This is a genomic window from Streptomyces sp. NPDC028928 (assembly GCF_055564915.1).
Genome location: NZ_JBVHVI010000001.1, coordinates 627,414 through 653,240 on the forward strand (window position 1 = coordinate 627,414; position 25,827 = coordinate 653,240).

Sequence of the window (25,827 nt, forward strand, 5' to 3'; positions counted from 1 at the left end):
GGGTCCGCCCGCGGACAGCCGTCGGCTTGGTGCCCGTCGCGGGCTGGTGCGACGCTGGAGGGAGAGGTGTCCGACAGGGGACCTGGAGGGCCGATGGGGCGTGACGTCCCGGCGCTCGTCTTCACCCGCGAGGACCGCCGCCGGTACCGGATCAAGATGCAGGAGTGCCTGGAGGCGTTCGCGCAGATGCTGCGCGAGGCGCGGTTCGAGTCGGAGCGGCCCCAGGTCGGCCTGGAGATAGAGCTGAACCTGGTGGACGACGCGGCCGAACCGGCGATGCGCAACAGCGATGTGCTGGAGGCGATCTCGGACCCCGCCTGGTCCACCGAGCTGGGCCGGTTCAACCTGGAGATCAACGTCCCGCCCCGGCGGCTGACGGCGGGGGGTCCGGACTCCTGGGAGTCGGAGATCCGGGCCGCGCTGAACCACGCCGAGGAGCGGGCCCGGTCGGTCGGCGCCCGCCTGCTGATGATCGGGATCCTGCCCACGCTGCGGCAGGAGCAGATCGACGAGGGGGCGCTGTCGGAGAACCCCCGCTACCGGCTGCTCAACGACCAGATCTTCGCGGCTCGCGGCGAGGACCTGCGCATCGAGATCGACGGCACCGACCGGCTGCGGACCTACGCGGACACGATCACCCCGGAGGCAGCGTGCACCAGCACGCAGTTCCATCTGCAGGTGTCCCCGGAGGAGTTCGCCGGCTACTGGAACGCGGCGCAGGCGATCGCGGGGGTGCAGGTGGCGCTCGCGGCCAACTCGGCGTTTCTGTTCGGCAAGGAGCTGTGGCACGAGACCCGGATCCCGCTGTTCGAGCAGGCCACCGACACCCGCCCGGAGGAGATCAAGGTGCAGGGGGTGCGGCCCCGGGTGTGGTTCGGGGAGCGGTGGATCACCAGTGTCTTCGACCTGTTCGAGGAGAATCTGCGCTACTTCCCGGCCCTCCTCCCGCTGTGCGACGAGCAGGATCCGGCGGAGACCCTGGACCGCGGCGACATCCCCGAGCTGTCCGAGCTGACCCTGCACAACGGCACGATCTACCGCTGGAACCGGCCGGTCTACGCCGTGGCCCACGACCGCCCGCACATCCGGGTGGAGAACCGGGTGCTGCCCGCCGGACCGACCGTGGCCGACACCCTCGCCAACGGCGCCTTCTACTACGGGCTCACCCGGGCCCTGGTGGAGGAGGACCGGCCGGTGTGGTCGCGGATGTCCTTCGCGGCCGCGGAGGACAACCTGCACGCCGCCGCCCGGCACGGCATCGACGCGATGCTGTACTGGCCCGGGATGGGCGAGGTGCCGGTGCCGGAGCTGGTGCTGCGCCGGCTGCTGCCGCTCGCGCACCGCGGGCTGGAGCACTCCGGCATGGACGCGGCTTGGCGGGAGCCGCTGCTCGGGGTCATCGAGCAGCGCTGTGTGACGGCGCGCAACGGAGCGGTGTGGCAGAAGGAGATGTTCCATCACGTCGCCGGCACCACGCACGCCGGCCGGCACGAGGCGCTGCGCCGGATGACGCAGGTGTACATCGACTACATGCACCTCAACGCCCCGGTGCACACCTGGCCGGTGGACTGACCGGGATCAGCGGCGCCGGCGCGGGACGGTCACCGCGCGGCCGGACGCCGAGTCCCGGTGCTGCGCGGACTCCGCGTCGGTGAAGACGGTTCGGTCGGCTGCGGCGGGATGCCGGTGTCGCCGTCCTGGTCTTCTGAAGACCCGCGGGCTTCGGCACTCGGGCCTCGTGGGCCGGCGGACAGGCGAGTGGACTGCGCGGAGCGCGGCGGCCGCTGACGCCGGTCCGAGCCGAATCTTCTAGGCCCGGGCTGCGCTCGGCCGTTCCAGGCTGGTCTCGGGCCATGCCGATGCCTCCGGCAGGTGAACCTTCGCCCACTGCGCCAGCTCGCGCAGGGCGGGCTCCAGGGCGGCGCCGGCCTCGGTCAGGCGGTAGGACACGCGCAGCGGGGGGCCCTCGTCGACCTCACGCAGGACGAGGCCTGCGGCGCCGAGTTCGGCGAGGCGGTCGGACAGCATGCGCTCGCTGATGCCGGGGATGGCCCGCCGGAGATCGGCGAAGTACGCGGGCTGCTCCACCAGGACGGCCACGATGGGGCCGCTCCAGCGCTTGCCGAGCAGCTGGAAGACGCGGGTGATGCCCTGGTCCACCCGCTTGCACGCCGCGCTGTCGTGGTTTTGCTCCGCCGCCATGCCTCCAGCGTACTACCCCACCGTAGGGGGCTGAGAAAAAGTAAGTCGATGTGTTAAACATAGTCCAGTACGAAACGTGAGCCGACGCGCTGCGGCGTGCGGCTGCCCAGCCCTTTCTGGAGACATCCATGGCCACCCTGCTGCACATCGATTCGTCCGTGTTCCCGACCGAGGGGTCGGCTTCCCGCGCCGTGACGGAGGCCTTCCGCAAGCACTGGGAGGAGCAGCACCCCGAGGGCACGGTGATCTACCGCGACCTGGCGGCCGAGCCGGTGCCGCACATCACCGCCGACGCGCACCTCGCCGGCTTCGTCCCCGAGTCCGCCCACACGCCCGAGCAGGCCGCCGTCTTCGCCGAGCGCGTGAAGCTGATCGAGGAGCTGGAGCAGGCCGACGCGATCCTGATCGGCGCTCCGATGTACAACTACACGATCCCGTCGACCCTCAAGGCCTGGCTGGACAACGTGATCCTGATGGGCCGCACCGCGGGCGAGACCCCGTCCGCCAAGGGCACCCCGGTCACCGTCGTCGCCAGCCGCGGCGGCTCCTACGCGCCGGGCACCCCGCGCGAGGGCTACGAATACGTGCAGACCTACCTCAAGGCCGTCCTGGCCGACGCCCTCGGCCTGGACCTGGAGTTCATCGTCCCGGAGCTGACCATGGCGTCGAAGAACCCGGCGATGGCCGAGCTGGTCCCGCTGTACGAGGCCTCCCGCGACCGCGCCTTCGAGGCCGCCAAGACCCGGGCGCGGCAGCTGGCGGAGCGCCTCGCCGCCTGAGGCACCCCGAGTGCCGCACCCCAGACCCCGGGCCGCCTCACGGCTGGCCCGGGGTCCTTCCCATGCCCGGTGCCGCGGCCGTGCTCAGGCCAGGACGAGGACCAGGGGGACCCCCCGGCAGGGCACCAGCCGCAGTCCGTCGTACGCGCCGGGCCGTGCGGAGGTGAGGAGTGCGCCGAAGTCCGGGCCCTTGGTGAGGGAGCCGGCCAGGTGGGCGGGGTCGGCCGAGGCGGCGACCCGGCCGCGGGCGTTCACCAGACGGGCCGGCCGGGACAGGCCCCGCAGCAGCGGCAGCACGGCCGCCTCGAAGTGCCGCAGATACACGTCGGCCGCGGCCACTCCGGCGAACCGCCCCTCGATCCGCACCGGTTCGGACAGGGTGAGGCTGTATTCGTCGGAGCAGAGGTAGTCCACGTACGGCCCGGCCACGGCCCGGCGCCCGGTGTCGCGGGGCAGCGCGAACCAGTCCCAGTGCGTGTAGTCGGAGTAGGCCGACCGGCCGGGGTCGAGATCGAGCAGGAGCGGGCGTACGTCACCCCCGGCACCCGCCTGCCACCACTCCAGCCAGGCCGGCACGTCGGCCAGCAGCCCGGGGGCCGCGACGAAGCCGGCGCCGGAGACGAGTTCCTCGCGGCGCAGTCGCAGATGCAGTCCGGGGCGCAGGGCGGCGAGGTCGCGGCTGACGGGCCGGCGCCCCTCGGCGGCCACCCGGTGCAGCAGGGCGGCGGTGTCGGCACGGGTGGCGGCGACCGCCTCGAAGACCGCCTCCAGCGCGCCGCACACCTGCGCGGCCACCCATGCCTCCGGCTCCGTGGCGTTGGTGGCGGCGGTGGCGAGCCCCGTGCTGACGCCCATGCTGTCCTCCAGCGGACGGGAACCGGACGCGGCGCGGTCAGAGGGTGAGGCGTACGGCGACGAGCCGCGCCGTCGACTCCCTGACGCACCGCTCGGCCAGCGTGCCGGCCGTTTCGTGGGCCCCATCCTGCACGGCGGAGATGACGGAGCGGTGACGGTCCGCAACTTCTTCACGATATGTGTCGTCGGACAGGACGAGACAGAGCAGGGCGCCCACCTCGCTCTGCAGGACGACCTGTTCACGGGTGAGCCGGGCGGACTGGGCGGCGGCGGCGAGTTCGACGTGGAAGCGGCCGTAGAGCCGGCTGCGCGCGGCCGTGTCCTCGGCGTCCGCCAGCTCCTCGGCCGTGCGGCGCAGCGGCTGGAGGTCGGCCGGTTCGGTGCGCTGGGCGGCGAGCCGGGCGGCGGCTCCCGACAGGGCGGCCCAGTGGTCGCCGAGGTCGCGCAGTTCCTCGGTGCTCCAGCCGCGCAGCCGTGCCCTGAGCCGGTCGGCGGCGGGGACTTCGGGCAGCGAGACGAAGCTGCCGCCACCGCGGCCCCGGCGGGTGGTGACCAGACCCTGCTGCCGCAGCGCCATGAGCGCCTCGCGCAGGGTGACCGTGGAGACGCCGAGCTGTCCGGCCAGTTCGCTCTCGCCGGGGAGCTGCTCGCCCTCGGCGAGAAGCCCCAGCTCGATGGCGTCGCCGATGCGGCGGACGACCGCGTCCACGCGGGCCCGGTTGTCCACCGGGCTGAAGACGGCCTTGCGGGCGCCTGCGTCGGTCTCGTGCTGCCTCACGGTCACCACCTCGTGCGTTGACTCAAGCTTTACCCTAAAGGGACCTTGAGCTATGACCTATGACTTCATATGTTTACGGTCAACGTTCAGCGCGCCAGAAAGGTTCCCCCATGGAGGGAATTGCGATCCGGCTGCAGGGCCTGCGGAAGGCGTTCGGCGAGACCACCGCCGTGGCCGGAGTCGACCTGGAGATCCGGGACGGCGAGTTCTTCTCGATGCTCGGCCCGTCCGGCTCCGGGAAGACGACGGTCCTGCGGCTCGTCGCCGGCTTCGAGACACCGGACCAGGGCCGGATCGAACTCGCCGGACAGGAGGTCACCGGCCTCGCCCCGTTCGAGCGGGACGTCCACACCGTCTTCCAGGACTACGCCCTGTTCCCGCACATGACGGTCGAGCAGAACGTCGCCTACGGCCTCAGGATCCGCAAGGTACCGAAGGCCGAACGCCTGGTCCGCGCCCGCAAGGCCCTTGCGGAGGTCCGCCTCGACGGCTACGGCCAGCGGCGGCCCGCCCAGCTGTCCGGCGGACAGCGCCAGCGCGTCGCCCTCGCCCGCGCGCTCGTCGGCCGGCCCCGGGTACTGCTGCTGGACGAACCGCTCGGCGCCCTCGACCTCAAGCTGCGCGAGCAGATGCAGGTCGAACTCAAGGCGCTCCAGCGGGAGGTGGGCATCACCTTCGTCTTCGTCACCCACGACCAGGAGGAGGCCCTGACGATGAGCGACCGGATCGCCGTCTTCGACCAGGGCCGGATCGCCCAGGTCGGCACCCCCGCGGAGATCTACGAGCGCCCCGCGACGCCCTTCGTCGCCTCCTTCGTCGGCATCTCCAACCTCCTCGAAGGCGAGGCGGCCCACCGGATCACCGGCTCGCCGGGCACCTACAACATCCGCCCGGAGAAGATCCGCGTCCTGAAGGAGTCCGCCGAGGCCGACGTGCCCGAGCACAGCGGTGCCACCGGCACCGTCGCCGAGGTCGTCTACCTCGGCGACGCAACCCGCTTCCTGGTCGACCTGGACGGCGGCGGCCGGCTCACCGCGCTCCAGCAGAACCTGGAGACCTCCTCAGCGGACGCCGCCGCCTACCGCGGCACCCGGGTCCGCCTCCAGTGGCACCGCCGGCACGCCGTCCGGCTCCCCTCCTGACACCGTCCCCCTCACCTGGAGAACGCCGTGCGTCTCACCCGTACCCCGCGCACCACAGCCGTCTGCGCCGCCGTACTGCTGCTCGCCGCCGCCTGCGACTCCTCCGGCTCCGGCGGCACGTCCCCCACCGGCCTCAACCCGCCCGATCTGAAGGCTCCGACGAAGCTCGGCAAGACCGAGGGGCAGGTCAACCTGATCGCCTGGGCCGGCTATGTCGAGGACGGCTCCGACGACCCCGAGGTGGACTGGGTCTCCGGCTTCGAGAAGCAGACGGGCTGCCAGGTCCACTCCAAGGTCGCGGCCAGCTCGGACGAGATGGTCAAGCTGATGAAGACCGGCGAGTACGATGCCGTCTCCGCCTCCGGCGACGCCTCCCTGCGCCTCATCGCCTCCGGTGACGCCGCCCCCGTCAACACCGGCCTGGTCCCGAACTACAAGGACGTCTTCGACGGGTTGAAGAACGGCGCCTGGAACTCCGTGAAGGGGAAGATGTACGGCATCCCCCACGGCCGGGGCGCCAACCTGCTGATGTACAACACCGCGAAGGTGTCGCCCGCGCCCACCTCCTGGTCCGCCGTCTTCGACGACGCCTCCCGGTACAAGGGGCACGTCACCGCGTACGACTCGCCCATCTACATCGCCGACGCGGCCCTGTACCTCAAGGCCGCCCGGCCCGAGTTGAAGATCAAGGACCCGTACGCCCTCGACCAGAAGCAGTTCGACGCGGCCGTGGCCCTGCTGAAGCGGCAGAACGGATACGTCGGCGAGTACTGGAGCGACTACCTGAAGGAGGTCTCCGCCTTCAAGAGCGGTGACTCGGTGGTGGGTACGACCTGGCAGGTCATCGCCAACCTCGCCGCCTCCGAGGGCGCCAAGGTCAAGGCGCTGGTGCCCGAGGAGGGTTCGACCGGCTGGTCCGACACCTGGATGGTCTCCGCCAAGGCCAAGCACCCCAACTGCGCCTACAAGTGGCTGGACTGGATCGTCTCCCCCACGGTCAACGCGCAGGTCGCCGAGTACTTCGGCGAGGCCCCGGCCAACTCCGAGGCGTGTGCCGAGACCAGCGACAAGAACTTCTGCACGGTCTACCACGCGGCCGACGAGAACTACTGGAAGAAGATCGCCTTCTGGAACACGCCCATCGAGCAGTGCCTCGACGGCCGCAAGGACGTGAAGTGCGTGCCGTACGCCAAGTGGGTGCAGGCCTGGACCGAGATCAAGGGCTGAGCCGTGACCACCGATGAGCCGACCGCCGCCGGCCGGGGCACCGTCCGGCGGCTCGCCGGAACCCTGCACCGCAGGCCCCGGCTGCGCCTGACCCTCCTGCTCACCGCCCCGCTGCTGTGGCTCGCCGTCCTCTACCTCGGCTCGCTGGCGGTCCTGTTCGTTTCCGCTTTCTGGACCACGGACTCCTTCACCTCCCAGGTGGTGAAGGTCTGGTCGACGGACAACTTCCACGCGCTGTTCACGACACCGGTCTTCCGCCAGGTGATCCTGCGCAGCGTCGGCGTCGCCCTCGCCGTGACCGTGCTGAGCGCGGTGATCGCCTTCCCGGTCGCCTTCTACACCGCCCGCGTGGCCCGGCCCAGGTGGCGTCCGCTGCTCGTCGTGGCCATCCTCACCCCGCTGTGGGCGAGTTACCTGGTCAAGGTGTACGCCTGGCGGCTGATCCTCTCCGAGGGCGGCCTCGCCGACTGGATGCTCGCGCCGCTCGGGCTGAGCGGCCCCGGCTACGGCCTGTCCGCCACCGTCCTCACCCTGACGTACCTCTGGCTGCCGTACATGATCCTGCCGATCCACACGGCGCTGGAACAGCTCCCGGCGAACCTGCTGGACGCCTCCGCCGACCTCGGGGCACGGGCGGGGCGGACCTTCCGCTCGATCGTCCTGCCCATGGTGCTGCCCTCCGTCGCCGCCGGCTCCGTCTTCACCTTCTCGCTCAGCCTCGGCGACTACATCACCGTGCAGATCGTCGGCGGCAAGACCCAGCTGATCGGCAACCTGGTGTACGCCAACATCGAACTCAACCTGCCCATGGCCGCCGCGCTCGGCACCGTACCCGTGGCCGTGATCATCCTGTACCTGCTGGCGATCCGCCGCACGGGCGCCCTGAACAGCCTGTAGGAGACAAGCGTGCATCTCAGCCGCACCGCGCGCACCGCCCTGCGCATCGGCGCCGGGCTCGGTTTCGCGGTGATCTACGTCCCGTTGCTGCTGGTCCTGGCCAACTCCCTGAACCCGGACCGCAGCGCGAGCTGGCCGCCACCGGGGCTCACCGTCCACTGGTGGTCGGTCGCCGTGCACAACTCCGGTGCCCGCGACGCCCTGTGGGTCTCGGTGAAGGCGGGGCTGGGGGCCACCGCCATCGCGCTGGTCCTCGGCACGCTCATCGCCTTCGCCGTGGCCCGGCACCGCTTCTTCGGCCGCGACACCGTCTCGTTCGTCGTCGTCCTGCCGATCGCGCTGCCCGGCATCGTCACCGGCATCGCCCTCAACTCGGCGTTCAGCACGGTCCTGGAGCCGCTCGGCGTGGGCCTCGGGCTGTTCACCGTGATCGTCGGGCACGCCACCTTCTGCATCGTCGTCGTCTTCAACAACGTCGTGGCCCGGCTGCGCCGTACATCCGGCTCGTACGAGGAGGCGGCCATGGACCTCGGCGCGACCACCTTCCGCGCCTTCGCGGACGTCACCTTCCCCCTCGTCCGCTCGGCGCTGCTGGCGGGCGCTCTGCTCGCCTTCGCACTGTCCTTCGACGAGATCGTGGTCACCACGTTCACCGCGGGGCCGGGCACCGAGACCCTGCCCATCTGGATCTTCGGCAACATGACCCGGCCGCAGCAGGCACCGGTGGTGAACGTCGTGGCCGCCGTACTGGTCCTGCTGTCGGTGATCCCGATCTACGTCGCCCAGCGGCTGTCCGCGGACACGGCGACATCCAGCCGGGTGTGACGGTACACGGCTTGCGCGTTCGGCCTGAAAGACCTTTCCGCCCTTGCCAGAATGGGACCGCTGGGCCGACGCTGACGTGCGTGCCGCAGCTGACCGGGGGGAGCGGGTGGAACAGTCGGCGAACGAGCCTTCTCAGGTGGCGGACGGGTCTTCTGCCCTGTCTCCGGACGACGTGGACGTGGCCGCGCTGGTGCACGCCCTGCCGCCGCTGCGCGAGCGGGAGCGCACCACCCGTGCCCTGCTGTCGCCCCGGCAGCCGGTCTTCGCCCACCTCCAGAACCTCGTGGCCGCGGAGGACGCCGACGCACTGCGCACACTGCGGGACGCGCACACTCCCCTGCACCGGCTGCTGATGCCCCGCGCCGCGGCGGCCTCGTGCGTGCGCGCCCTCGTGGGCAAGGCGCCCTTCCTGGAGGACGAGCCCGCCGCGGTCCAGGCGCTCCGGGCGTCCGCCGCCATGGGACTCGCCCTGGTGGGCGACGCCGGCCGCGCCACCGACGAGCTGACGACCGGCCTGCTCTGGTTACGCCACCACCACGCCCTCCCCGACCACGCAGCCGCCGCCGCGCTGCCCCTCCTGGACGGCAGCGAGGCCGGACACGCCACCCGGCTCCACCGTCTGCTGGACACCGTCCCCACGGCGGACCGGGACCTGGCCCTGCCGGCCCTGACCTGGCTGCTGGCCCTCGACGGCGCACTGCCACGGACCCGGCCGGCGGCCGAGCTGACCGTCCTGTTCGACGACGGCCGGGGCGGCGTACGCGGCACGCTCACCGCGGCCGTACTGCCGCAGGGACCGCCGGCGCTGCTGCCCGACCCGCGCGCCTTGTGGGGATTCCGCGGCGACGAACGCTTCCGGCAGTCGCTGAGCGACGCCTGGGCCGCCAGAGGCACGGACGTCACCACCACGGTGCTGTGGTCGCTGACCCACGCGGACGGCGTGGTCGGCATGGTGGAGGACAACTCCCTCGGCTGTGCCTTCGCGATCCTGCTGGGAGAGGCCGCACGGACCACGCGCCGATCACGGCCCCCGGCCCTGCGGCGGATCAACCCGCGCACCGCGCTGGTCGGCGGCCTCGACCCGGCCCGGCCCGGCACCCTGGTCTCCGTCGGCGGCTACCCGGCCAAGCTCCAGGCCGTGGCCGACGGCGCCAACGTGGTCGTCCCCGCGGCGGACCGGGAGGCCGCCCTGCGCGCCCAGCCCAAGGGCACCGCGGACCGCCTCCTCTTCGCGGCCACCGTCGCGGAGGCGGCGAGCAAGGCACGCGTCTGGGACTTTCCCGTCGTCAAGCGATGGGGTCTCGCGGCCCTGTCCCTCCTCTGCGTGGTCGTCGTGCTCGCGGTGGTCATGGTCCAGCAGATCAGCGCGGACAGCGAGAAGGAGAGCCGCAAGGCACTCGCCGCCGACCTCGCGGCCCGGGCGATGCTGCTGAGGCAGACCGACCCGCGGCTCGCCGGTCTGCTCGCCCTGGCCGGGTACACCATCGAGCCGGACACCCCCGGCGCCGTCCAGGCGATGCGCGACGTACTGGAGGCCAACTCGGGGGTCGGGCTGTCCTGGCGGGCCAGCCCGGCGGAGGTGACGAGCATCGCCGTGGACGACCGGCACGGCCGGGTGTACACCACCGGCGACGATCCCTACCTGAAGTCCTGGGACCTGCTGACCGGCAAACCGCTCGGGAAGGCCGCCGGGGCGGTCACCGACCTCGTCCTGGACGACCACAGCGGACTGCTCGCGGCCCGGGACGAGCAGGGGGTGAGCGTGTACTCGGTGCTGCGACCCGTCCCCCGGCGCATGGGCAGGCTCCCGGCGCCCACCTGTGCCGGAACCGACAGCCGACCCGTCGCCACGGGCTTCGCCAACAGCGGCGTACGGCTGGTCGAGGCGCGGGACGACGGCACCATCGCCCAGTACGACACCACGACCCTGCGGGAGACCTCCTGCCGGCGCCTCGGTGACATCGTGCCGGACGGCCTGACCGCCCTGGTGGGCCCCGGCAGCGTGGTCGACGCCACGGCCGCGCCGAGCCCGCCGCCGCAGCGCTCCGGTCAGCCCCCAGGAGAGGACCGGGCACTGCTTCTGCTCGACTCCGGGCCCGTCGTCGCCGTCGGCCTGGACAGCCGCAAGGTCACCACCGAGATCCCCTTCACCGACGTCCAGGTCGGTGCGGCACAGATCACCGCCAGCGACACGACGGTGTTCCTCGCGACACCACGCGGGGTGCAGTCCTGGGACAGGCGCCGCCACCGGCAACTGGCCTTCCCGGTGGGAGGCCTGGACTACGCGCCGCGCGCCATGGCCGGGCAGTCCGGCAGCGTGGCGATCGCCGGTGACGACGGCACCGCGCTCGTGCCGGTCGGCACCGGCGACGACCCCATCGCCGACGGGGACATGGAGACGCCGCGCGGCGGCCTCGCCGTCACCGTGGCGGTCGGAAACCTCTCCACCGTGGTGTCCGGCGGGCGCGGCGGCCGGGTGAACGTCCTCGACCGCCGGCCCGGGCCGCTGAGCCTCACCCCCGCCGACCAGTCGACCACGGTGTCCTTCGGCCCCGACGGGCTGCTGCTCCTCGCCGCCGGCGGCGATCGCGGTTCCAAAGGCCTGTTCACGATCGACCCGGCGGTCAGGCCCAAGATCGAACGCGATCCGGTCCAGCAGCCCTACGCCCACGTCGAGGACTACGGCTCGGGGACCTTCGAAATCCTCGACGCCGCCCGGAACCGTGCCTACGCCGTGGCCGCGGGCCAGTACCAAGGCCAGTCCGTCGTCAGCGTCTGGGGCAAGAACGACAAGACTCCGCGCCGGGCCCTCCAGGCACCGCAGCTGGACCGGGGCACCGCCGGCCCGGGCCGGCGCGGGTTCACAGCGACCGACTTCGTGCCGGGCGCGGACCTGCTCGTCGCCCGGCACGCCACCGGACCGCTCGCCCTCTGGTCCACCAGCACCTTCAAACTCGTGGCGACCGTGGACCTCCACGCGGGCACGGGCCTGGCCGTGAGCGGCACACGGGCGCTCGCACTGGAGGACGGCGGGAAGGACGGGCCCCGCATCGCCCTCACGGACCTGACCACCCGGACGACCCGCCGCGTCGACGCCCCCGGCGCCGCACAGCTGGCCTGGAGCCGCGACGGCTCCCGGATCGCCGTGCTCGGCGCGGAGGGCACCGTACGGTTCCGCGACGCGAACCTGAAGGAGACCGGCGACTCCCTCACCCTGCCGGCCACCACCGCGACCCCGAAGGCCATGGCCCTGTCACCCGACGGCGGTCATCTAGCGGTCGCGGTGGAGGACCAGGTGCTCGTCTACGACACCACCACCGGCCAACAGGCCCTGCCCACCCTGCGCAGTTCGGGCGGCACGGACATCACCCGCCTGGACTGGTCGCCGAACGGCGACTTCCTCGCCGGGGCGACCCGCCCGGTCACGGACAGCGACGTCGCCGGGCCCGTGAACCTGTGGCAGGTGGCCGACATCGACTGGAGGCGCCAGATCTGCCGCTGGACCGGCGACTCCGGTCTCACCGCCCGGGAATGGCGCACCCAGGTCGGTGACCGCCACGCCTACATCGACCTGTGCACCGGAAGGAAATGAGCCGCCATGCCCCTCATCGGACGCCGCCGCACCCGGTACCCCGGCCTCGCGCTCGCCCTGGCCCTGATCCTGGCCGCGAGCGCCTGCACCTCCGACGGCGACGGCACCTCCCGGGCCCCGCGGGCCGGCGCCTCCGCCGCCCCCACCGGGCAACCCGACCGGCGGCACCCTGTCGTCGCCTTCCTCCGGCCGGCCCAGCGCGCGGTCTTCGCCGCCGACGCCGCCGGCCGCACCTGGAAGGCGGGCGAGGTGCAGCCCGGCGAGGACTCCTTCAGCGGACTCGACACGTGGCCGTCGCAGTTCGCCTGGTCACCCGACGGGCGGTCACTGGCCTGGCTCGATGCCGACGGCGGCTCCGGGACCGGGCAGATCCACCTCCTGGACGTGGACACCGGACGGCAGACCTCACGGCCCTGCCCGTGCAGCGGCATCGGCTTCCTCGGCGACGACGCGGTCAGTCTCAGCACCGACGGCAGCTCCCTGCTGCTCTTCCCGGCCACGGGCGGCCCGCGGCGCATCGCCCTCGCCACACGTCAGCGGCAGTACGCCCGACTGGCCGCCGGCGGGGCAGCTGACGTGATCCTGTTCTCGCCGCTTGTCGATGGTCCCGGCGTCGCCCGCGGCGAGGGCACCCTCGTCGTGGCCGACCGCGAGGGGCGCGTCCGCCGGCTCCTCACGGCCAAGGGGCGCACCACGTTGTCGCACGCGCAGCGACAGCCCGACGGCCAGGGACTGACGTGGTCCAGCCACGACTCGGGCGGTGCCTGCTGGTCCCTGGAAAGCGTCCTCACCCACCAGGGCACCGGGAGCGGCGAGCCCGGCCGCCCGATGCCGCACGACAGCGCGTTCCGGCACGCGCTGGTGACCGAGGCACGGCTCGTGACGTCCGTCGCCTGGGCGGGCGACGGCATCACCGCCACCTTCAGCCCCATGCCCAACTGCCAGGTCATCTCCCCGGAGCGGACTGTCTCCTACTATCTGCACGACGGCCGGTGGACCTACCTCGGCAGCGGCATGCTGGGCATCGCCCTGGGCGGTGACGGCAGGGTCGTACGCCTTGAAGACCCGGTGTACCCGCGCGCCCGCTACGCGACAGCGAGCGACAGCCCCACCGGCACCCTCACCCTGACCGGCGGAGGCCGAAAGCGCGTGCTCGCCCAGGGTGTCTCGCTGTTCGCGCTCACTCCCGCCGAGAGCGCCGCCGCACGACCGCCCGCCGCGGCCCGGCAGCCGTCGGAGGGCGTGACGGCCGTGGACGACCACGGCGCCCGGCTACCCGCCGCGGTGCGGAAGCTGGCCGGGGACATCGAGGACGCGGCGGTCCGCGGGGACACGAAGCGGCTCGTGACGCTGTGCGACCCGTGTTCCGCGACGGAGCGCCGCTGGATCCGCACCGCCGATGGGCCCCGCGCCGTCCTGCGGGCGATCCGCACCCACCCCCGGCGAGCGTCGGCCGGGGAACTGGTCTACCCGAACGCGTCGACGTGCGTGGACGAGCCGGACACGGACATCAGCTGTACGCCGCAACGGCTGCGGGACGCCGCCGTCCTGGGCCTGAAACCGGGCCTCGCACCGGGTCTCGACTACAACGGGTCCGCCTACACCGCCGGGGACGCCGTGACCGTGCCGCTCACCGTTCGCGTCGAAGGAGGAACCGCGCGATGGACCGGACTTGCCGCCGGGTGAAGGACGTCACCGGCGCGCCGTCCCTGCCCCGACAGCAGCAGGGCGACGGCAGGACGGCACCGATCCTCACCGGTGACACCGTCGAGGGCCGGCCGGTCGTGGGCTTCGCCTGCACCGCCACGGCCCTGCCGACCGCCCGCGACGACCAACTCGTCCTCGGCGGCGAGGAGGACGCCGGGCGCCCGCCGCGGCGCAGCACGGACCCCGCCGACCAGCCGAGCCTGACACGGACCGGCCGGCACCCCTGCGAGCAGCTCGAACCGGCCCGTACCCGCCGGCCCGACGACATCCGTCCCGGTCTCACCGACCGGTTCCAGGAGCTGCTGCACGGGCCCCGTTCCCTGCCCTTCACAGCCCCGCTGGTCGAGCGTCTGGCGGCGTCGGGCCATCACAGCTGGCTGAGCGGCGGCGCACCCCGCGACATGGTGACCGGTGCAGGCCCCGGCGGCGTCAACGACCTGGACCTCACCGGGACCGCGCCCGCCGGAGCGTTCACCGACGCGGCCCGCGCCGTGCTGGACCTCGACGGCCTCAGCGCCGAGCACGTCCAGCGGTTCAACCCGACCACGCTCACCTGCGCCATCCTCGACCCGGTCGCCCGCACGCACGGGCCCACGCTCGACTACCGCGGTCTCGGTCTGCTCCGCGAGGCCACCCGCTTCCCGGCGACGGGCAGCGACCTGCTCCAGGACAGCCGGCAGCGGGACCTGACCGTCAACACCCTGCTCTACGACCCGGTGCGCAACCTCGTGGTCGACCCGCTGGGACAGGCCCTGGACGACCTGGGGGACGAGCCCCGGCAGGCCCCACGCCGTCTCGTCCCCGCCCTCGCCTCCACCGACCCGCTGGCGCGCGCCGAAGTGCTGCTGCGCGGGCTGAAGTTCCTGCTGCGCTGGAACCGGCGTCCCGGCGAACCGGACGACGAGCCGCTGCGCGCCTGGGCCCGGGCGCTGCCCACCGACCTGCTCGACCGGCTCGACGCGCGGGGTCCCGAGACCTGGCACCACCTGGCGACCCTGTGGGAGCAGTGCGTGCCCGATCCCACGGCTCCCGCCGTCACCGAGACCGTCCAGCGACTCGGCACCGTCGCGATCCGCCTGCACGCCCGGTTCCTCGCGGGGGCGGCATGAACGAGACCGGTCCCCCTTCGCACGCCGTGCCCGCCCACCGGCCGCTCAGCGACTGGATCGCCCGGGTCCGGACCACTGACCCGGGACTCGGTGCCGTCAACGACGGCAGCGAACGCACCGACGCCCGTACGATGCGACGCTTCCGCGAGCAGGCGTGGACGCGCACCAGTGCCGTCGTCATGTGGCAGGGCGAACCGTGCCGGGCGCTGGCCCTGCGCGCCGCCGACGGCACCACGGTCGTGGAACTGGACGACTTCGGCGGTCCCGTCCCGGTGTCGGAGGCGGGCGCCGCGCTCGTCGCCCGCCTGGAGAGCACATGGGACGCACTCCCCGCCGACCCGGCGACGGTGGCGGCCCTGCGCGCCGAGAGTCCGGCCCTGCGCTACTTCCTCCTGCACCGCGTCGCCCGGGAGACCCACGCGCCGCCGGAACTGTTCCACTGCCTGCCGTGGGAGCGGGTGACGGCCACGGCGGACTCGGCCGCCGCCCTGCTGCGCGCCGGGACGGGAGGCGCCGGCACCGTCGCCGCAGCGCCGCCGGCCGGCGAACTGCGCCACTGGTTCGCTCCGGCCGCCGCGCCGCTGGCCGGGCCCCTCCAGGTCCTGGAGGCCGGTCTGCGCAACGGCCGCCCGGGGCCCTGGTTCGGCCGGGAGGCCGCACATCTGCTGGGCGGCATCCTGGCCGCCGAGACCGCCCGCCTGCCCCGGACGGCCCGGCACGCCCTGGCCGGCCTCGCCGACGCGCTCGCGGCGGCGGACCGCGCCCTGCACCACAGCGCGGGCCTGGCCGCGACGCGCCTGCGGGGCACCGGCCCGGTGGCGCCGGTCGCCTTCAGGAGGCGCCTCGACCCCGACTTCGCGCTGCGGGCGTCGTCCGGTGAGCCGGCCGCCCACCGCACCGAGATCATCGAGCACTGGCCGGTCACCACCGGCCTCACCGTCACCGCGGGCGGCCTGCTGGAGATCGAGACGGAGATCGAGGACGATCCCTCCCCGCCCGCCCGTCGGCTCGCCGACGGACCGCTCTTCCACCCGGTGACACTGCGCCCGGCCACCGGCACGGACGCCTCCGACACCGGGGGCACGCGTCACTGGATGGCGCTGAGCGCGTTCCCGGGATCCCTGTACGGCTTCCTGGCCGTCCCGGTGCCGGGCACCACCTTCGAAGTCGACCTGGACGGACCGCCCGTACCGCTGCGTTTCCTGGACCGCGTGCCCCCGGCCGAGCTGGAGGTGTCGCTCCCCGCCAACGAGCGGGTCACCCTGTCCCAGTGGCACCACATGATCGACGGTCTGCCCCCGCACCATCCGGCCCACGCCGCCCTGGCCGCGTACGAGTCGGGGCGGATGTGAGGGCAACTGGCGTGCTGGGGGAGGCAATTCGGTCCCGTCCGGCCGGTGCCGCCGTTTATCGTGAACGCGTGGACAGCGACGACCCGGCCGGGACCGACGGCGACACCCGCCGCCGAGCCATCGAGACCGAACTGCGGCGTATCGAGGAGAGCGCCATGTACAGCGCGCAGTGCCAGTTCGAGGAGACCAAGCGCTGGCGTGCCGTGCATCTGCTGCTCGGTGTCCCGACCACCCTGCTGGCCGCCGTCGCGGGTACCACCGCCCTCGTGGAGTCCACCGGCCGGACAGCGGCCGGCATCCTCGCCCTGCTCGCCTCGGGCCTCGGTGCCGTCCTGACCACCGTCAACGCGCCGCAGCGCACCGCGCAGGCGGCCGCGTCCGCCAACGCCTATCTGGAGATCCAGACCGCCGCGCGGCAGCACCGGGAGATCGACCTCGCGCACTGGACACCGGACGAGGCCCGCCGGGCCCTGGCCGAGCTGACCGCCCGCCGCGACGAGCAGAACGCCAAGGCGGAGGTCCCCAGCCGGCGGGCGTACCGCAGGGCCCAGGCGAACCTGCGGGCGGGGACGCAGAGGTACGCGGTCGACGGCGAGGGCTGAGACCGGCCCACCGAGGTCGGGCGTTCCGTCCGGCCCCCCCGTCCACGATCATGTGACCGGCCACCGCACACGTCCGGGGAGACCGTATGAGCACAGTGAACTCCACGACTCCGGCGCGGACCCTGCGCGCCGCCTACGAGGCCGCCTCGGCCGTCGTCGCCGGGCTGGGGGACGAGGAGTCCTGGTTGCCGACCGGCTGCACGGGCTGGGCGGTCCGCGACCTCGTCTTCCACTGTCTGCAGGACGCCCAGCGCGGACTGGTGGCCCTGCACACACCGGTGGACGGGCCCGCCGACCGGGACGCGGTGACGTACTGGCAGGACTGGCGGCCCGACACCGCCGGGGCGGCGAACGGCCGGCGCTGGGTGCGGGTGAACGGGAGCATGTTCCTGGTCTTCGGCCAGATGCGGGAGCTGTACCTGGAGACACTGGCGGCGGCCGTGCACGCGGCGGACACGGCCGATCCCGGCCGGCGGGTGGCCACCCAGGGGCACGTGCTGACGGCCGGCGACCTGATCACCACGCTCGCGGTGGAGGCGACCGTCCACCATCTCGACCTGATCGTCCACCTCCCGCACGCCCCCGGACCCTCGCCCGAGGGCCTGACGGCGGTGCGCGCCACGCTGGACGGGCTCCTCGGCCGGCCCGCCCCGGCGGAGTGGGGCGACGAGCGGTACGCGCGCGTGGGCACCGGGCGGGCCGCGCTCACCGACACCGAACGTGCCGCCCTCGGCACTGCGGCGGACCGGCTCCCGCTGTTCGGCTGAGCACCGGCCGGTGCCCCGGCGGCACGCCCAACGCGGCGACAGCCGCGCGCGCCGCCTGCGCGGTGCGGGGCATCCCGGTCGGGTTGATGGAAACCTGCGCCCCATGAACAACCCTCCCAGCATCAACAGTTACGTCGACCGGGTCACGGCCGGTCCCGGCGGTGCGATGACCGACGAGGTCGGGGTCATCACCGGCGATCTCACCGTCGCGACGATCCTCCTGCCCGACGGCCGCAGCGTGCGGGTCGCCATCCAGTACTCCGGCAGCGACACCTGGTACACCCTGGCCGGGAGCCCCGCCCCGGTGCCGGCCGGCCAACTCGCGGCCTACCACCGGGACCTGCTGGGGCGCATCCGCCGGGGCGGTGGAACGCGCGCCACCTGAGCCGGCACCCGGAGCGGGGGGACGGGCCGGTCCGACGCGGCGCGCCGGGTTTCGGCGCCCCGCTGCGGGGGAGTCGGTGCGGGTGGTGTCGTATGGACCCCAGCAGCGTGTGTACGTCCCGGCGCTGCGGGCCGACTGGCTGACCCAGACGTTCGTGCACTGGGCCTGCCCGCCCGCACAGGTCCAGCCCCTGCTGCCGCGCGGGCTCGCCGTGGACACGTACGACGGTTCGGCCTGGGTGAGTCTCACGCCGTTCCTGATGTCCGGTGTGCGCCCGCCCGGGTCGCCGGTGGCCCTGCCCCCTTTCGCGGAGACCAATCTGCGCACCTATGTGCGGGGCCCGGACGGCCGGGAAGGGCTGTGGTTCCTGTCCATCGAGGTGGGCTGCCCGGTGATGCTGGCCGCCCGCGCGGTGGGGGTGCCGTACCACGTCGGCCGCCTGGAGCTGGCGCGGCGGGAGGACGCGGTGCACTACACCGGCGCCCGGCGGGGCGGCGGTCCCGGGTACCGCCTGTCGGTCCGACCGGGCGGGCCGGTCCGGCCCAGCCGGCTGGACGTGTGGCTGACCTCGCGCTGGCGGGCCTTCACCCTGCGCTGCGGCGTGCTCTGGGAGACGCCGGTCGAGCATGCCCCCTGGCCGCTGCGCGAGGCGCGTCTCGTGGCGCTGGAGGAGACGTTCACCCGGCCGGCGGGGCTGCCCCCGCCCGGGACGGAGCCGATCGTGCACTTCTCGGACGGGGTGCGGAACGTACGCCTGGGCGTCTCGCACCCGGTGGGGCGCAGCGGCCGGGCCCGCGACCGTGCCGCCCCGGACGGATGAACGCGTCCGCGCCGGGCCCGGCCCGGGCCGTCCGGCTCCGCTTCGACGGCTGGATCGCCGGCATCGGGACGGCGTCCGGGACCCGCGTGGTGCTCGGGCACTGGCCCCGCTCGCCCTTCGGCCCGTTCAGCGACGTGATGCTGGAGCGGGAGGACGGTCACCGTCTGCTGCTGGCCCCGACCCGGCGCACGGCGGACTTCATCGCCGGCACCTACACCTTCGACGAGGTGCGGGTCGTACCGGTACGGGTCCGCGTCACCGGGGACCGGTGGACGGTCACCGCCGGTTCGCTGCTCGACCTGCGCCTGACCGTCGGCCGCAGGAGTCTGCCGGGGGTCCTGCTGCGGGCCGTCCCGGGTGCGCTGGCCGCCCGGACCCGCTGGACGGTGCTGACCGATCCGCCCGCCCGCGTGCTGCTCGGGGCGCGGACCCGAGGCAGCTCCGGCGGTGGCCGGCGCGAGTGGTACGGCGCGCGCGACCTGCACCGGATCACCGCGGCGAGCGCCGTGCACGAAGGGCGCGACCTCGGCCCCCTCGCCCCGGTCGAGCCCGCCGTCCGCTTCGGTTTCGGCTCGGCGCCGCGCACGCCCAGCCTGGTACGCGTCACGACGACGGTCGGCGCACCCCGCGCGGCCGGACGCCGTGGGCGCCCCCGTCCCTTGCCGAGGAAGCCACGAAGGAGGCCTGCCATGAACGGACCGGTACGCTCCGGTGCGCCCGGGCGCGAGTCCACCGGCGGCACAGACATGAAGCTGCTCGGTGTCTATCTCAACGACCACCTGGCCGGCGCCACCGCGGGCGCCCAGCGGGTCGGCCATCTGGCCCGCGCCTGTCGCGGTTCCGCGCTCGGCCGGGCCCTCGATGCCGTCGCCGTCGAGATCAACGAGGACCGGGCGACGCTGCTGGACATCATGCGGGACCTGGACGTCCCCGTGCGCCACTACAAGGTCTGGGCGGGCTGGACGGCCGAGAAGGCGGCCCGCCTGAAGGGCAACGGCCGCCTCGTGCGGCGCTCTCCGCTCAGCGCCGTACTGGAACTGGAGGCGCTGCGGCTCGGTGTGGAGGGCAAGGCGGCCGCCTGGACCACCCTGCGCCGGCTCGCCGCGACCGACGAACGCCTGGACACCGCACTGCTCGACACGCTCCTCGACCGGGCCGAACATCAGCAGGAGACGGTGGAGGAGTGGCGCGTGCACCAGGCGGAGGCGGCCCTTCACCCGGCCGGCCGGAACGCCGCGTGACCCCCTGTCCGGGCCCGGCGGCCGGAGCGGAGCGGCGCGGCGGGGCCTTTCGTAGGCTGAAGTGACCCGATCCTCCTCCCGGAGGTCCGCCGGCGGACGGGAGATGGTGGTGATCGAACTGGCCGCGGCGTTCGCCGTCGCGGGAGCGGCGAGCAACGCCGTGGGCACCGCGTTCCAGCGCAAGGCGGCCTCGGTCAGCAGCAGCGGCGGGCTCCGGCTCCTCGCGGAGCTGGTGCGCCGGCCGTTCTGGATGATCGGCATGGCCGGCGTGGTCTGCGCCGCGCTGTTCCAGAGCCTGGCCCTGGTCAACGGCCCGCTCGCGCTGGTCCAGCCGCTGTTCATCCTGGAGCTGCCGTTCGCGCTGCTCGTCGCCGCACCGCTGATGCACCGGCGGCTGCCCCGCTCGGGCTGGTGGGGTGTCGGCGGCTGTGTGGCGGGCCTCGCCGTGCTGCTCGTCGCGGCGGCCCCGCACGGCGCGACCGATCAGGCGCCGCTCGACCGGTGGGTCCCGGCCGTGTGCCTGTGTGCCGGCGTGATGGCCGCGGCCGTTCTCCTGGCGGGCCGGGGACGTCCCCCCGCCCGGCGTGCCGCGCTCCTGGCCGCCGCCTCCGCGACGGGCAACGCCCTGACCGCCGCCCTGCTGAAGTCGGCCAGCGGCACGTTCTCCGGCGAGGGCTTCACGGCGTTCCTGCGGTCCTGGCAGACGTACGGCTTCGCGCTCGCCGGCGTCTGTGCCGTGCTCCTGCTGGAGAACGCCCTCCAGGCCGGTCCGCTGGCCGCGGCGCAGCCCGCGCTGACCATCGGCGACGCGGTGGTGAGCCTGGCCCTGGGGATCACCCTCTTCGACGAGCGGATCCGCACCGGCTGGTGGCTCGTGCCGGAGGCCTGCGGTGCCCTGCTGATCATCGGGGGCGTGCTGGTCCTGAGCCGGGCCGTCCAGCGCATCGTCGTACTGCCCGTTCCGGCGGAGGAGCGGCAGCACGCGACGTGAGGCCTCTCATGGAGCGGCGACGAGCGGCGGCGCTCCCCAGTCGGAGGTCAGCGCGTCCCGCAGGGCGCGAGCCGGGCCCGGCCCGATGCGCTCCACCAGGACCGACTCGATCACCTTGATCGTGGCCTGCGCCCGCTCGTGCACCCGCTGCCCCTCTGCGGTGGTACGGATCAGGCGCCGACGGGCGGACTCCGGGTCGGGCACCTGCTCCAGCAGCCCCATGCCGATCAGTCCGTGCACCGCCTGATGGGCGGTCTGCCGGGTGACGCCGGACCGCCGGGCCAGTTCGGAGACGGTGGTGCCCTCGGCGTCGAGCATCGCGAAGACGGAGGCCTGCGCCGTCGTCACGGGCTGCTCGCCCGCCGCCTCCATGCTGGCGAACAGGGCGTCCTCGAACCAGCGGCGGGCCTCGGACAGCAGCTGGGGCAGGTTGGCGGCGCGATGACTCATGGCTCCTCGGGAGATCGGGGACCCGGTGATTATCCTCCGGCGCAGTGACGGGCGATGAACGCGGCCGTCCTGGCGAAGCACCGCTCGACCTCGTCCTCCGCGAGCCCCACCCACAGGTGGTTCGCGCCGGGCACCGGCACATGGTCGACCGGGACCCGCGCCGCACGCAGGGCCGCCGCGAGCCGTTCGCTCTGTGCGCAGGGCACCAGCTCGTCCCGGGTGCCGTGCAGCACCAGGAACGGCGGTGCCTGCGGGGTCACCCGCAGGGCGGGGCTGGCGTCGCGGGCCGGGCCGGGGGCGGCGGCGGGGGCCGCGCCGAGCAGCAGCGCCTCGAAGGTGGCGGGGTCGTCCGGGTCGAAACGGCCCGGTGGCTGGTCCTCGGCGAGGCGGGTGAGATCGGTGGGCGCGTACCAGGTGACACAGCCGCGTACAGTCGCCGTCCCCGCGGGGCCGTGCGGCACGGTGAGTGCGGTGAGCGCGGCGAGGTGGCCGCCGGCGGACTCGCCCCAGAGGACCACCCGGTCCGGGTCGACGCCGAGGTCACCGGCCCGGTCGCGCAGCCAGACCAGCAGCGCGCGCAGGTCGTCGAGCTGGGCCGGGTGGCGGGCTTCGCCGCTGAGCCGGTAGTCGGGGCAGACCACGGCCACTCCGGAGAGCGCCAGCCGGGCGAACGGTCCGGGCCGCCAGTGCCGGAACCGTGGCCCGAGGTCGTCGCGGAGTCCGGCGCGCCAGGCGCCGCCGTGCACGAAGACGGCGACCGGCACCGGTCCCCGCGCCGGCTCGGGCAGCCACAGGTCGGTCTCCAGGGGCCGGGCTCCGTCGGGCACGGCGTAGACGGCGCCGCGCAGCAGCCGCACGCCGGGGACGGGATGAGCGGGCGACGGCAGCGGCAGCCGCCCCGGGTCCGGCGGTGCGAGCAGGTCCCGGGGGAAGCCCGGGTCACGGACGGGACTCACCGGTACGTCGTCTGCGGGCATGGGTCCTTCAGCGGGCATGGGTCCTTCAGCGGGCGAGGCGGGGGAACAGGGTCCGGGCGTTGGCGGTGGTCAGGGAGCGCCAGCTGGTGCCCGGCACGGGGGCGGGCGCGGTGTCGAAGGACGCGGCGTGTGCCTCGGCCGCCTCCGCCGGTGTCCAGCAGTAGTCGCTGCCGTACAGCAGCCGTGCCGGGTCGGCCAGGCCGAGCAGCGCGGGCACCTGGCGCGGGAAGGCCGGGCCTGCCGTGTCGTAGTAGAGCCTGCGCAGTTGGGCGACGGCGTCCGGGGCCGCGGCCTGCCCGGGCAGGAAGAGCCGCATGAACCCGTTGATCCGGTCGGCGAGCACGGGCAGCGCCCCGCCGCAGTGCGGCACGACGATCTTGAGGTCCGGATGGCGTTCGAGGGTCCCGGCGAACAGCAGGTCGGTGACGGAGCGCGCGGTGTCGAAGACGAACTCCACCATGGGGCGGGGCCGGCCGAGCGCCGAGTGCTCCCAGCACACCGGTGAGGTGGGGTGGACGAAGACCACGGCCCGGCGCCGGTTCAGCTCGGCGAAGACGGGTTCCAGGCGCGGGTCGCCGAGGTAGACGCCGTGGCTGTGGGTCTCCAGCACGACACCGTCGGCGTGGAGCCGGTCGAAGGCGTACGCGATCTCGTCGAGGGCGCCGTCGATGTCGGGGAGCGGCAGCGAGGCGAACAGGCCGAACCGTCCGGGGTGGTCCCGTACGATCCCGGCGCCGTCCTCGTTGACCTCGCGCGCCAGCGTCCGGGCGGCGGCCGGATCCCCGAAGGACACGCCCGGGGACGACACCGACAGCACGGCGGTGTCGATACCGCTGCGGTCCATCAGCTCCAGATGGGCCCGGGCGGACCACACCGGCCAGGCGGGCACCCCGTCGGGCCGCTCGTGCCCGGCCGCCCGGGCCTGGCGGACGTAGGACTCGGTGACGAAGTGGGCGTGGACGTCGACCAGTCCGGGACGGTCAGCGGGTGCGGTCATCGGTGGGGTCCTCGGGGAGTGGGGCGGGAGGGGGCTCTGGAGACAGGGGATCACCAGGGGGGCGGGATCCGGGAAGCTCGGACCGGTGGAAGCGGAACCGGTGGCGTCGTCGCACCGCCGACACCGCGCGTTCGCCGAGGACGATGCCCAGCAGGCCGGTCAGGCCCGGCAGGGGCGGAGCGGGTGAGCGCAGGCCGAGTGCCCCGTAGACGGCACCCATCAGAGCGCCCGCGGCGAAGGCGAGACCGGCGGCGCGGAGGAACCGGGCGGCAGCGGCTCGCCGCCCGGTGCCCGCCCGCGAACTCACCGCGTCCCCAGCAGCGTCTGCCCGAGCAGCATGCCGAGCAGGCCGAACAGCGCGACGGGCGGCGGCGCGGGCGACCCGACCCGCAGCAGCGCGTACAGGACGCCGACCAGGACACCCGCCGACAGCGCCTCGGCGTACGGCACGGCCGTCAGCTTCCGGTGTGCCACTGGTGGCCGGGCAGGAAACGGACGTCGTACCGTCCGGGCACGGTCACGAACCTGTCCGGGTCGGGGACGAAGGGCTGGGCCGGCAGGCCGAGTTCCTCGGCCGGTGTGCCGAGGGTCTCGAAGAACCGCTCGAAGGTGCCGCCGGGTCCGGCGGCGACGCCGACGACCTGTGAGTGATGGCGTTCCATGCGGTAGGCGTGCGGGCAGTTCTTCGGGACGAAGCCGAAGTCCCCGGGGGTGAGCAGCTTCTCGTACTGCTCCCCCGCCAGGTCCTCCACGAACAGCCGTACGGCGCCCTGGGTGATGTAGAAGACCTCGTAGGTGTCCGCGTGGGAGTGGGTGGGGATCAGCTCCCCCTTCGGGCCCTCGCAGGTGAAGAAGTTGAAGGTGTTCTCGGTCTGTTCGCCGCCCGCGTAGATCGTGACGAGGTCACCGAACAGGTGCGCGCGGTCGCCCAGCCCCTTCTCGATGAAGTACGGCTTGCCCGGCTCCGGCGGGATGAAGGAGCGGGCACGGTGGCGGGTGGCGTACTCGATGGTCATACGGGGCCTCCGGTTTCCGACGCAGTAATGTCAGGTTACCTGACATTGAGGTCGTGGCCAACGCCGAGGAGGTGAGTGACTCGCCGCCGAGCCCGCGGCTCAGCCCCCGGCGGGACGGCGGGCGTAGACCTCGATCTCGATCTTCATCCGGGGGTCGGCGAGGCCGCACTCCATCATGGTGGCGGCCGGCCGGACCTCGCCGAAACAGCGGCGCAGTACCGGCCAGCAGGGTTCGAAGTCCGCGCGGTCCGGCAGCAGGTAGCGCACCCGGACCACGTCGGCGAAGCCGCACCCCGCCTCGGCCAGCGCGGCCCCGATGTTGCGCAGGCACTGCTCGGCCTGCTCCACCACGTCGTCGGAGATGGTCATGGCGGTGTAGTCGAACCCGGTGGTACCGGAGACATGCACCCAGTCCCCGTCGACCACGGCGCGGGCGTAACCGATCTGCTCCTCGAAGGTGGAGCCCCTGAGTATCGCGCGTCGTTCCGTCATGCGCCGCACGCTAGGTGATCGGCATGGCCACGTCCAACAGCCGCTGCGTTGGGCTCCGCCTACCTGATCGCAGGTGGACGCGGGAGTCTCCGATGGGGACGAGGGCCAGGGGCGAGCCGGTCCGGAGCATCGCGGTGAGTGCCGGACCGACCGCTTCGGGTGAGGCGCCGGTTCCGGCGAGGTCGTCCTCGACCCGGGCCCAGAACGCGCGGACCCGCTCGGCCGCAGCGGCCGGCTCCGGCGCGCGGACGTGCCGCATCCGGGCCAGGGGCATCCCCAGGCGCCGCAGCACGCCCCGATGGCCAGGAATCCCATGCCCACCAGGCGCCCGGTCGGCGGGAGCGTGGACGGGCGGCTCGGTGACACCCTGCATAGCATCCAGGTATGGCAGACATTCCGGACGAACTGGTCAAGCTGGAGCGTTCCGCTGAAGCGGAGCGCGCCAAGCTGGCCGGCCTGTGCGGTGACGAGTACGACGCCCAGTGGCAGGCCTGGCGGCGGGCGACCGAGGCGTTCCAGGTCGCGGTGACCGAGCACGCGGCGCGCGCGGGCATGTCGCGGCACGATCTGGAGCAGGCCGTGAAGAAGGCGGTCCGGCGGACGGAGGAGGATCCGGCGCGTTGA

General features: G+C 73.6%; 28 protein-coding genes and 1 pseudogene. 18 read left to right on the forward strand and 11 right to left on the reverse strand.

What is annotated here, in order from left to right:
- The first annotated feature begins 93 nt into the window (after positions 1-93).
- Positions 94-1,572, forward strand: a complete 1,479-nt coding sequence (locus ACZ4U1_RS02850) for a glutamate-cysteine ligase family protein (protein ID WP_467898824.1) — start codon at positions 94-96, stop codon at positions 1,570-1,572.
- A 237-nt stretch (positions 1,573-1,809) separates the two neighbouring features.
- On the opposite strand, the gene ACZ4U1_RS02855 is transcribed toward ACZ4U1_RS02850, so the two are convergent.
- On the reverse strand, positions 1,810-2,202 hold the full coding sequence (locus tag ACZ4U1_RS02855) for a winged helix-turn-helix transcriptional regulator (RefSeq protein ID WP_467898826.1): 393 nt from the start codon (positions 2,200-2,202) through the stop codon (positions 1,810-1,812).
- Between the two features lie 128 nt (positions 2,203-2,330).
- Here ACZ4U1_RS02855 and ACZ4U1_RS02860 point away from each other — a divergent pair, with 128 nt between their 5' ends.
- Entirely contained in the window at positions 2,331-2,981 is a 651-nt protein-coding gene (locus ACZ4U1_RS02860; RefSeq protein ID WP_467898828.1) for an FMN-dependent NADH-azoreductase, read from the forward strand.
- Between the two features lie 84 nt (positions 2,982-3,065).
- Here the strand turns inward: ACZ4U1_RS02860 and ACZ4U1_RS02865 are convergent, their stop codons facing one another.
- Together ACZ4U1_RS02865 and ACZ4U1_RS02870 are read right to left on the reverse strand one after the other, a co-directional pair.
- The gene (locus tag ACZ4U1_RS02865; RefSeq protein ID WP_467898831.1) at positions 3,066-3,836 is read right to left on the reverse strand and encodes a PDC sensor domain-containing protein; all 771 of its coding nucleotides are present in this window, start codon (positions 3,834-3,836) and stop codon (positions 3,066-3,068) included.
- 37 nt (positions 3,837-3,873) lie between these two features.
- Positions 3,874-4,614, reverse strand: coding sequence for a FadR/GntR family transcriptional regulator (locus ACZ4U1_RS02870; protein ID WP_467898834.1), 741 nt, complete (start codon positions 4,612-4,614; stop codon positions 3,874-3,876).
- Between the two features lie 110 nt (positions 4,615-4,724).
- Between ACZ4U1_RS02870 and ACZ4U1_RS02875 the strand changes: the two genes are divergently transcribed.
- From ACZ4U1_RS02875 to ACZ4U1_RS02945, 15 genes and pseudogenes are all read left to right on the forward strand, one after another.
- Positions 4,725-5,756, forward strand: coding sequence for an ABC transporter ATP-binding protein (locus tag ACZ4U1_RS02875; protein WP_467898836.1), 1,032 nt, complete (start codon positions 4,725-4,727; stop codon positions 5,754-5,756).
- 27 nt (positions 5,757-5,783) lie between these two features.
- Positions 5,784-6,983, forward strand: coding sequence for an ABC transporter substrate-binding protein (locus tag ACZ4U1_RS02880; RefSeq protein ID WP_467898839.1), 1,200 nt, complete (start codon positions 5,784-5,786; stop codon positions 6,981-6,983).
- 3 nt (positions 6,984-6,986) lie between these two features.
- Positions 6,987-7,880, forward strand: coding sequence for an ABC transporter permease (locus ACZ4U1_RS02885; RefSeq protein WP_467898841.1), 894 nt, complete (start codon positions 6,987-6,989; stop codon positions 7,878-7,880).
- A 9-nt stretch (positions 7,881-7,889) separates the two neighbouring features.
- Positions 7,890-8,705, forward strand: coding sequence for an ABC transporter permease (locus ACZ4U1_RS02890; RefSeq protein ID WP_467898844.1), 816 nt, complete (start codon positions 7,890-7,892; stop codon positions 8,703-8,705).
- A 136-nt stretch (positions 8,706-8,841) separates the two neighbouring features.
- Positions 8,842-12,297: a hypothetical protein gene (locus ACZ4U1_RS02895; RefSeq protein ID WP_467898846.1), complete on the forward strand. Its 3,456-nt coding sequence runs from the start codon at positions 8,842-8,844 to the stop codon at positions 12,295-12,297.
- 6 nt (positions 12,298-12,303) lie between these two features.
- The gene (locus ACZ4U1_RS02900) at positions 12,304-13,983 is read left to right on the forward strand and encodes a hypothetical protein (protein WP_467898849.1); all 1,680 of its coding nucleotides are present in this window, start codon (positions 12,304-12,306) and stop codon (positions 13,981-13,983) included.
- Positions 13,959-15,113, forward strand: coding sequence for a nucleotidyltransferase family protein (locus ACZ4U1_RS02905; RefSeq protein ID WP_467898851.1), 1,155 nt, complete (start codon positions 13,959-13,961; stop codon positions 15,111-15,113). Before ACZ4U1_RS02900 ends, ACZ4U1_RS02905 begins: the two co-directional genes overlap by 25 nt.
- Positions 15,110-16,465: a hypothetical protein gene (locus ACZ4U1_RS02910; RefSeq protein ID WP_467898854.1), complete on the forward strand. Its 1,356-nt coding sequence runs from the start codon at positions 15,110-15,112 to the stop codon at positions 16,463-16,465. The genes ACZ4U1_RS02905 and ACZ4U1_RS02910 overlap by 4 nt, the downstream gene beginning before the upstream one ends.
- Before the next feature lie 68 nt (positions 16,466-16,533).
- Positions 16,534-17,067, forward strand: a complete 534-nt coding sequence (locus ACZ4U1_RS02915) for an SLATT domain-containing protein (RefSeq protein ID WP_467898857.1) — start codon at positions 16,534-16,536, stop codon at positions 17,065-17,067.
- Between the two features lie 86 nt (positions 17,068-17,153).
- The gene (locus ACZ4U1_RS02920; protein WP_467898859.1) at positions 17,154-17,834 is read left to right on the forward strand and encodes a maleylpyruvate isomerase N-terminal domain-containing protein; all 681 of its coding nucleotides are present in this window, start codon (positions 17,154-17,156) and stop codon (positions 17,832-17,834) included.
- A gap of 103 nt (positions 17,835-17,937) precedes the next feature.
- Complete coding sequence (locus ACZ4U1_RS02925) at positions 17,938-18,219, forward strand: hypothetical protein (RefSeq protein WP_467898861.1); 282 nt, start codon at positions 17,938-17,940, stop codon at positions 18,217-18,219.
- A gap of 82 nt (positions 18,220-18,301) precedes the next feature.
- Positions 18,302-19,039 (forward strand): YqjF family protein, encoded by a 738-nt coding sequence (locus tag ACZ4U1_RS02930; protein WP_467898864.1) that lies wholly within the window; start codon positions 18,302-18,304, stop codon positions 19,037-19,039.
- Positions 19,036-19,665, forward strand: a pseudogene (locus ACZ4U1_RS02935) (hypothetical protein); the annotation flags it as partial. The gene ACZ4U1_RS02930 and the pseudogene ACZ4U1_RS02935, both read left to right, overlap by 4 nt.
- Before the next feature lie 63 nt (positions 19,666-19,728).
- Positions 19,729-20,280 carry a hypothetical protein gene (locus ACZ4U1_RS02940; RefSeq protein WP_467900046.1) on the forward strand — a complete coding sequence of 184 codons (552 nt, stop codon included), beginning with the start codon at positions 19,729-19,731 and terminating at the stop codon, positions 20,278-20,280.
- A gap of 109 nt (positions 20,281-20,389) precedes the next feature.
- Complete coding sequence (locus ACZ4U1_RS02945; RefSeq protein WP_467900049.1) at positions 20,390-21,271, forward strand: DMT family transporter; 882 nt, start codon at positions 20,390-20,392, stop codon at positions 21,269-21,271.
- A gap of 6 nt (positions 21,272-21,277) precedes the next feature.
- Here ACZ4U1_RS02945 and ACZ4U1_RS02950 read toward each other — a convergent pair whose 3' ends face one another.
- From ACZ4U1_RS02950 to ACZ4U1_RS02985, 8 genes are all read right to left on the reverse strand, one after another.
- The gene (locus tag ACZ4U1_RS02950) at positions 21,278-21,721 is read right to left on the reverse strand and encodes a MarR family winged helix-turn-helix transcriptional regulator (RefSeq protein ID WP_467898865.1); all 444 of its coding nucleotides are present in this window, start codon (positions 21,719-21,721) and stop codon (positions 21,278-21,280) included.
- Positions 21,722-21,750: 29 nt separating this feature from the next.
- A complete protein-coding gene (locus ACZ4U1_RS02955) occupies positions 21,751-22,698 on the reverse strand; it encodes an alpha/beta hydrolase fold domain-containing protein (RefSeq protein WP_467898867.1) in 948 nt (315 codons plus the stop codon).
- A gap of 25 nt (positions 22,699-22,723) precedes the next feature.
- On the reverse strand, positions 22,724-23,695 hold the full coding sequence (locus ACZ4U1_RS02960; RefSeq protein ID WP_467898870.1) for an amidohydrolase family protein: 972 nt from the start codon (positions 23,693-23,695) through the stop codon (positions 22,724-22,726).
- Positions 23,679-24,002 (reverse strand): XapX domain-containing protein, encoded by a 324-nt coding sequence (locus ACZ4U1_RS02965; protein ID WP_467898872.1) that lies wholly within the window; start codon positions 24,000-24,002, stop codon positions 23,679-23,681. Before ACZ4U1_RS02965 ends, ACZ4U1_RS02960 begins: the two co-directional genes overlap by 17 nt.
- Entirely contained in the window at positions 23,999-24,145 is a 147-nt protein-coding gene (locus ACZ4U1_RS02970) for a DUF1427 family protein (RefSeq protein ID WP_467898875.1), read from the reverse strand. Before ACZ4U1_RS02970 ends, ACZ4U1_RS02965 begins: the two co-directional genes overlap by 4 nt.
- A gap of 5 nt (positions 24,146-24,150) precedes the next feature.
- A complete protein-coding gene (locus ACZ4U1_RS02975; RefSeq protein WP_467898877.1) occupies positions 24,151-24,711 on the reverse strand; it encodes a quercetin 2,3-dioxygenase in 561 nt (186 codons plus the stop codon).
- Positions 24,712-24,810: 99 nt separating this feature from the next.
- A complete protein-coding gene (locus ACZ4U1_RS02980) occupies positions 24,811-25,203 on the reverse strand; it encodes a RidA family protein (protein WP_467898879.1) in 393 nt (130 codons plus the stop codon).
- Positions 25,204-25,213: 10 nt separating this feature from the next.
- Positions 25,214-25,495, reverse strand: coding sequence for a hypothetical protein (locus ACZ4U1_RS02985; protein ID WP_467900112.1), 282 nt, complete (start codon positions 25,493-25,495; stop codon positions 25,214-25,216).
- Between the two features lie 92 nt (positions 25,496-25,587).
- Between ACZ4U1_RS02985 and ACZ4U1_RS02990 the strand changes: the two genes are divergently transcribed.
- Positions 25,588-25,827, forward strand: a complete 240-nt coding sequence (locus tag ACZ4U1_RS02990; protein WP_467898881.1) for a hypothetical protein — start codon at positions 25,588-25,590, stop codon at positions 25,825-25,827.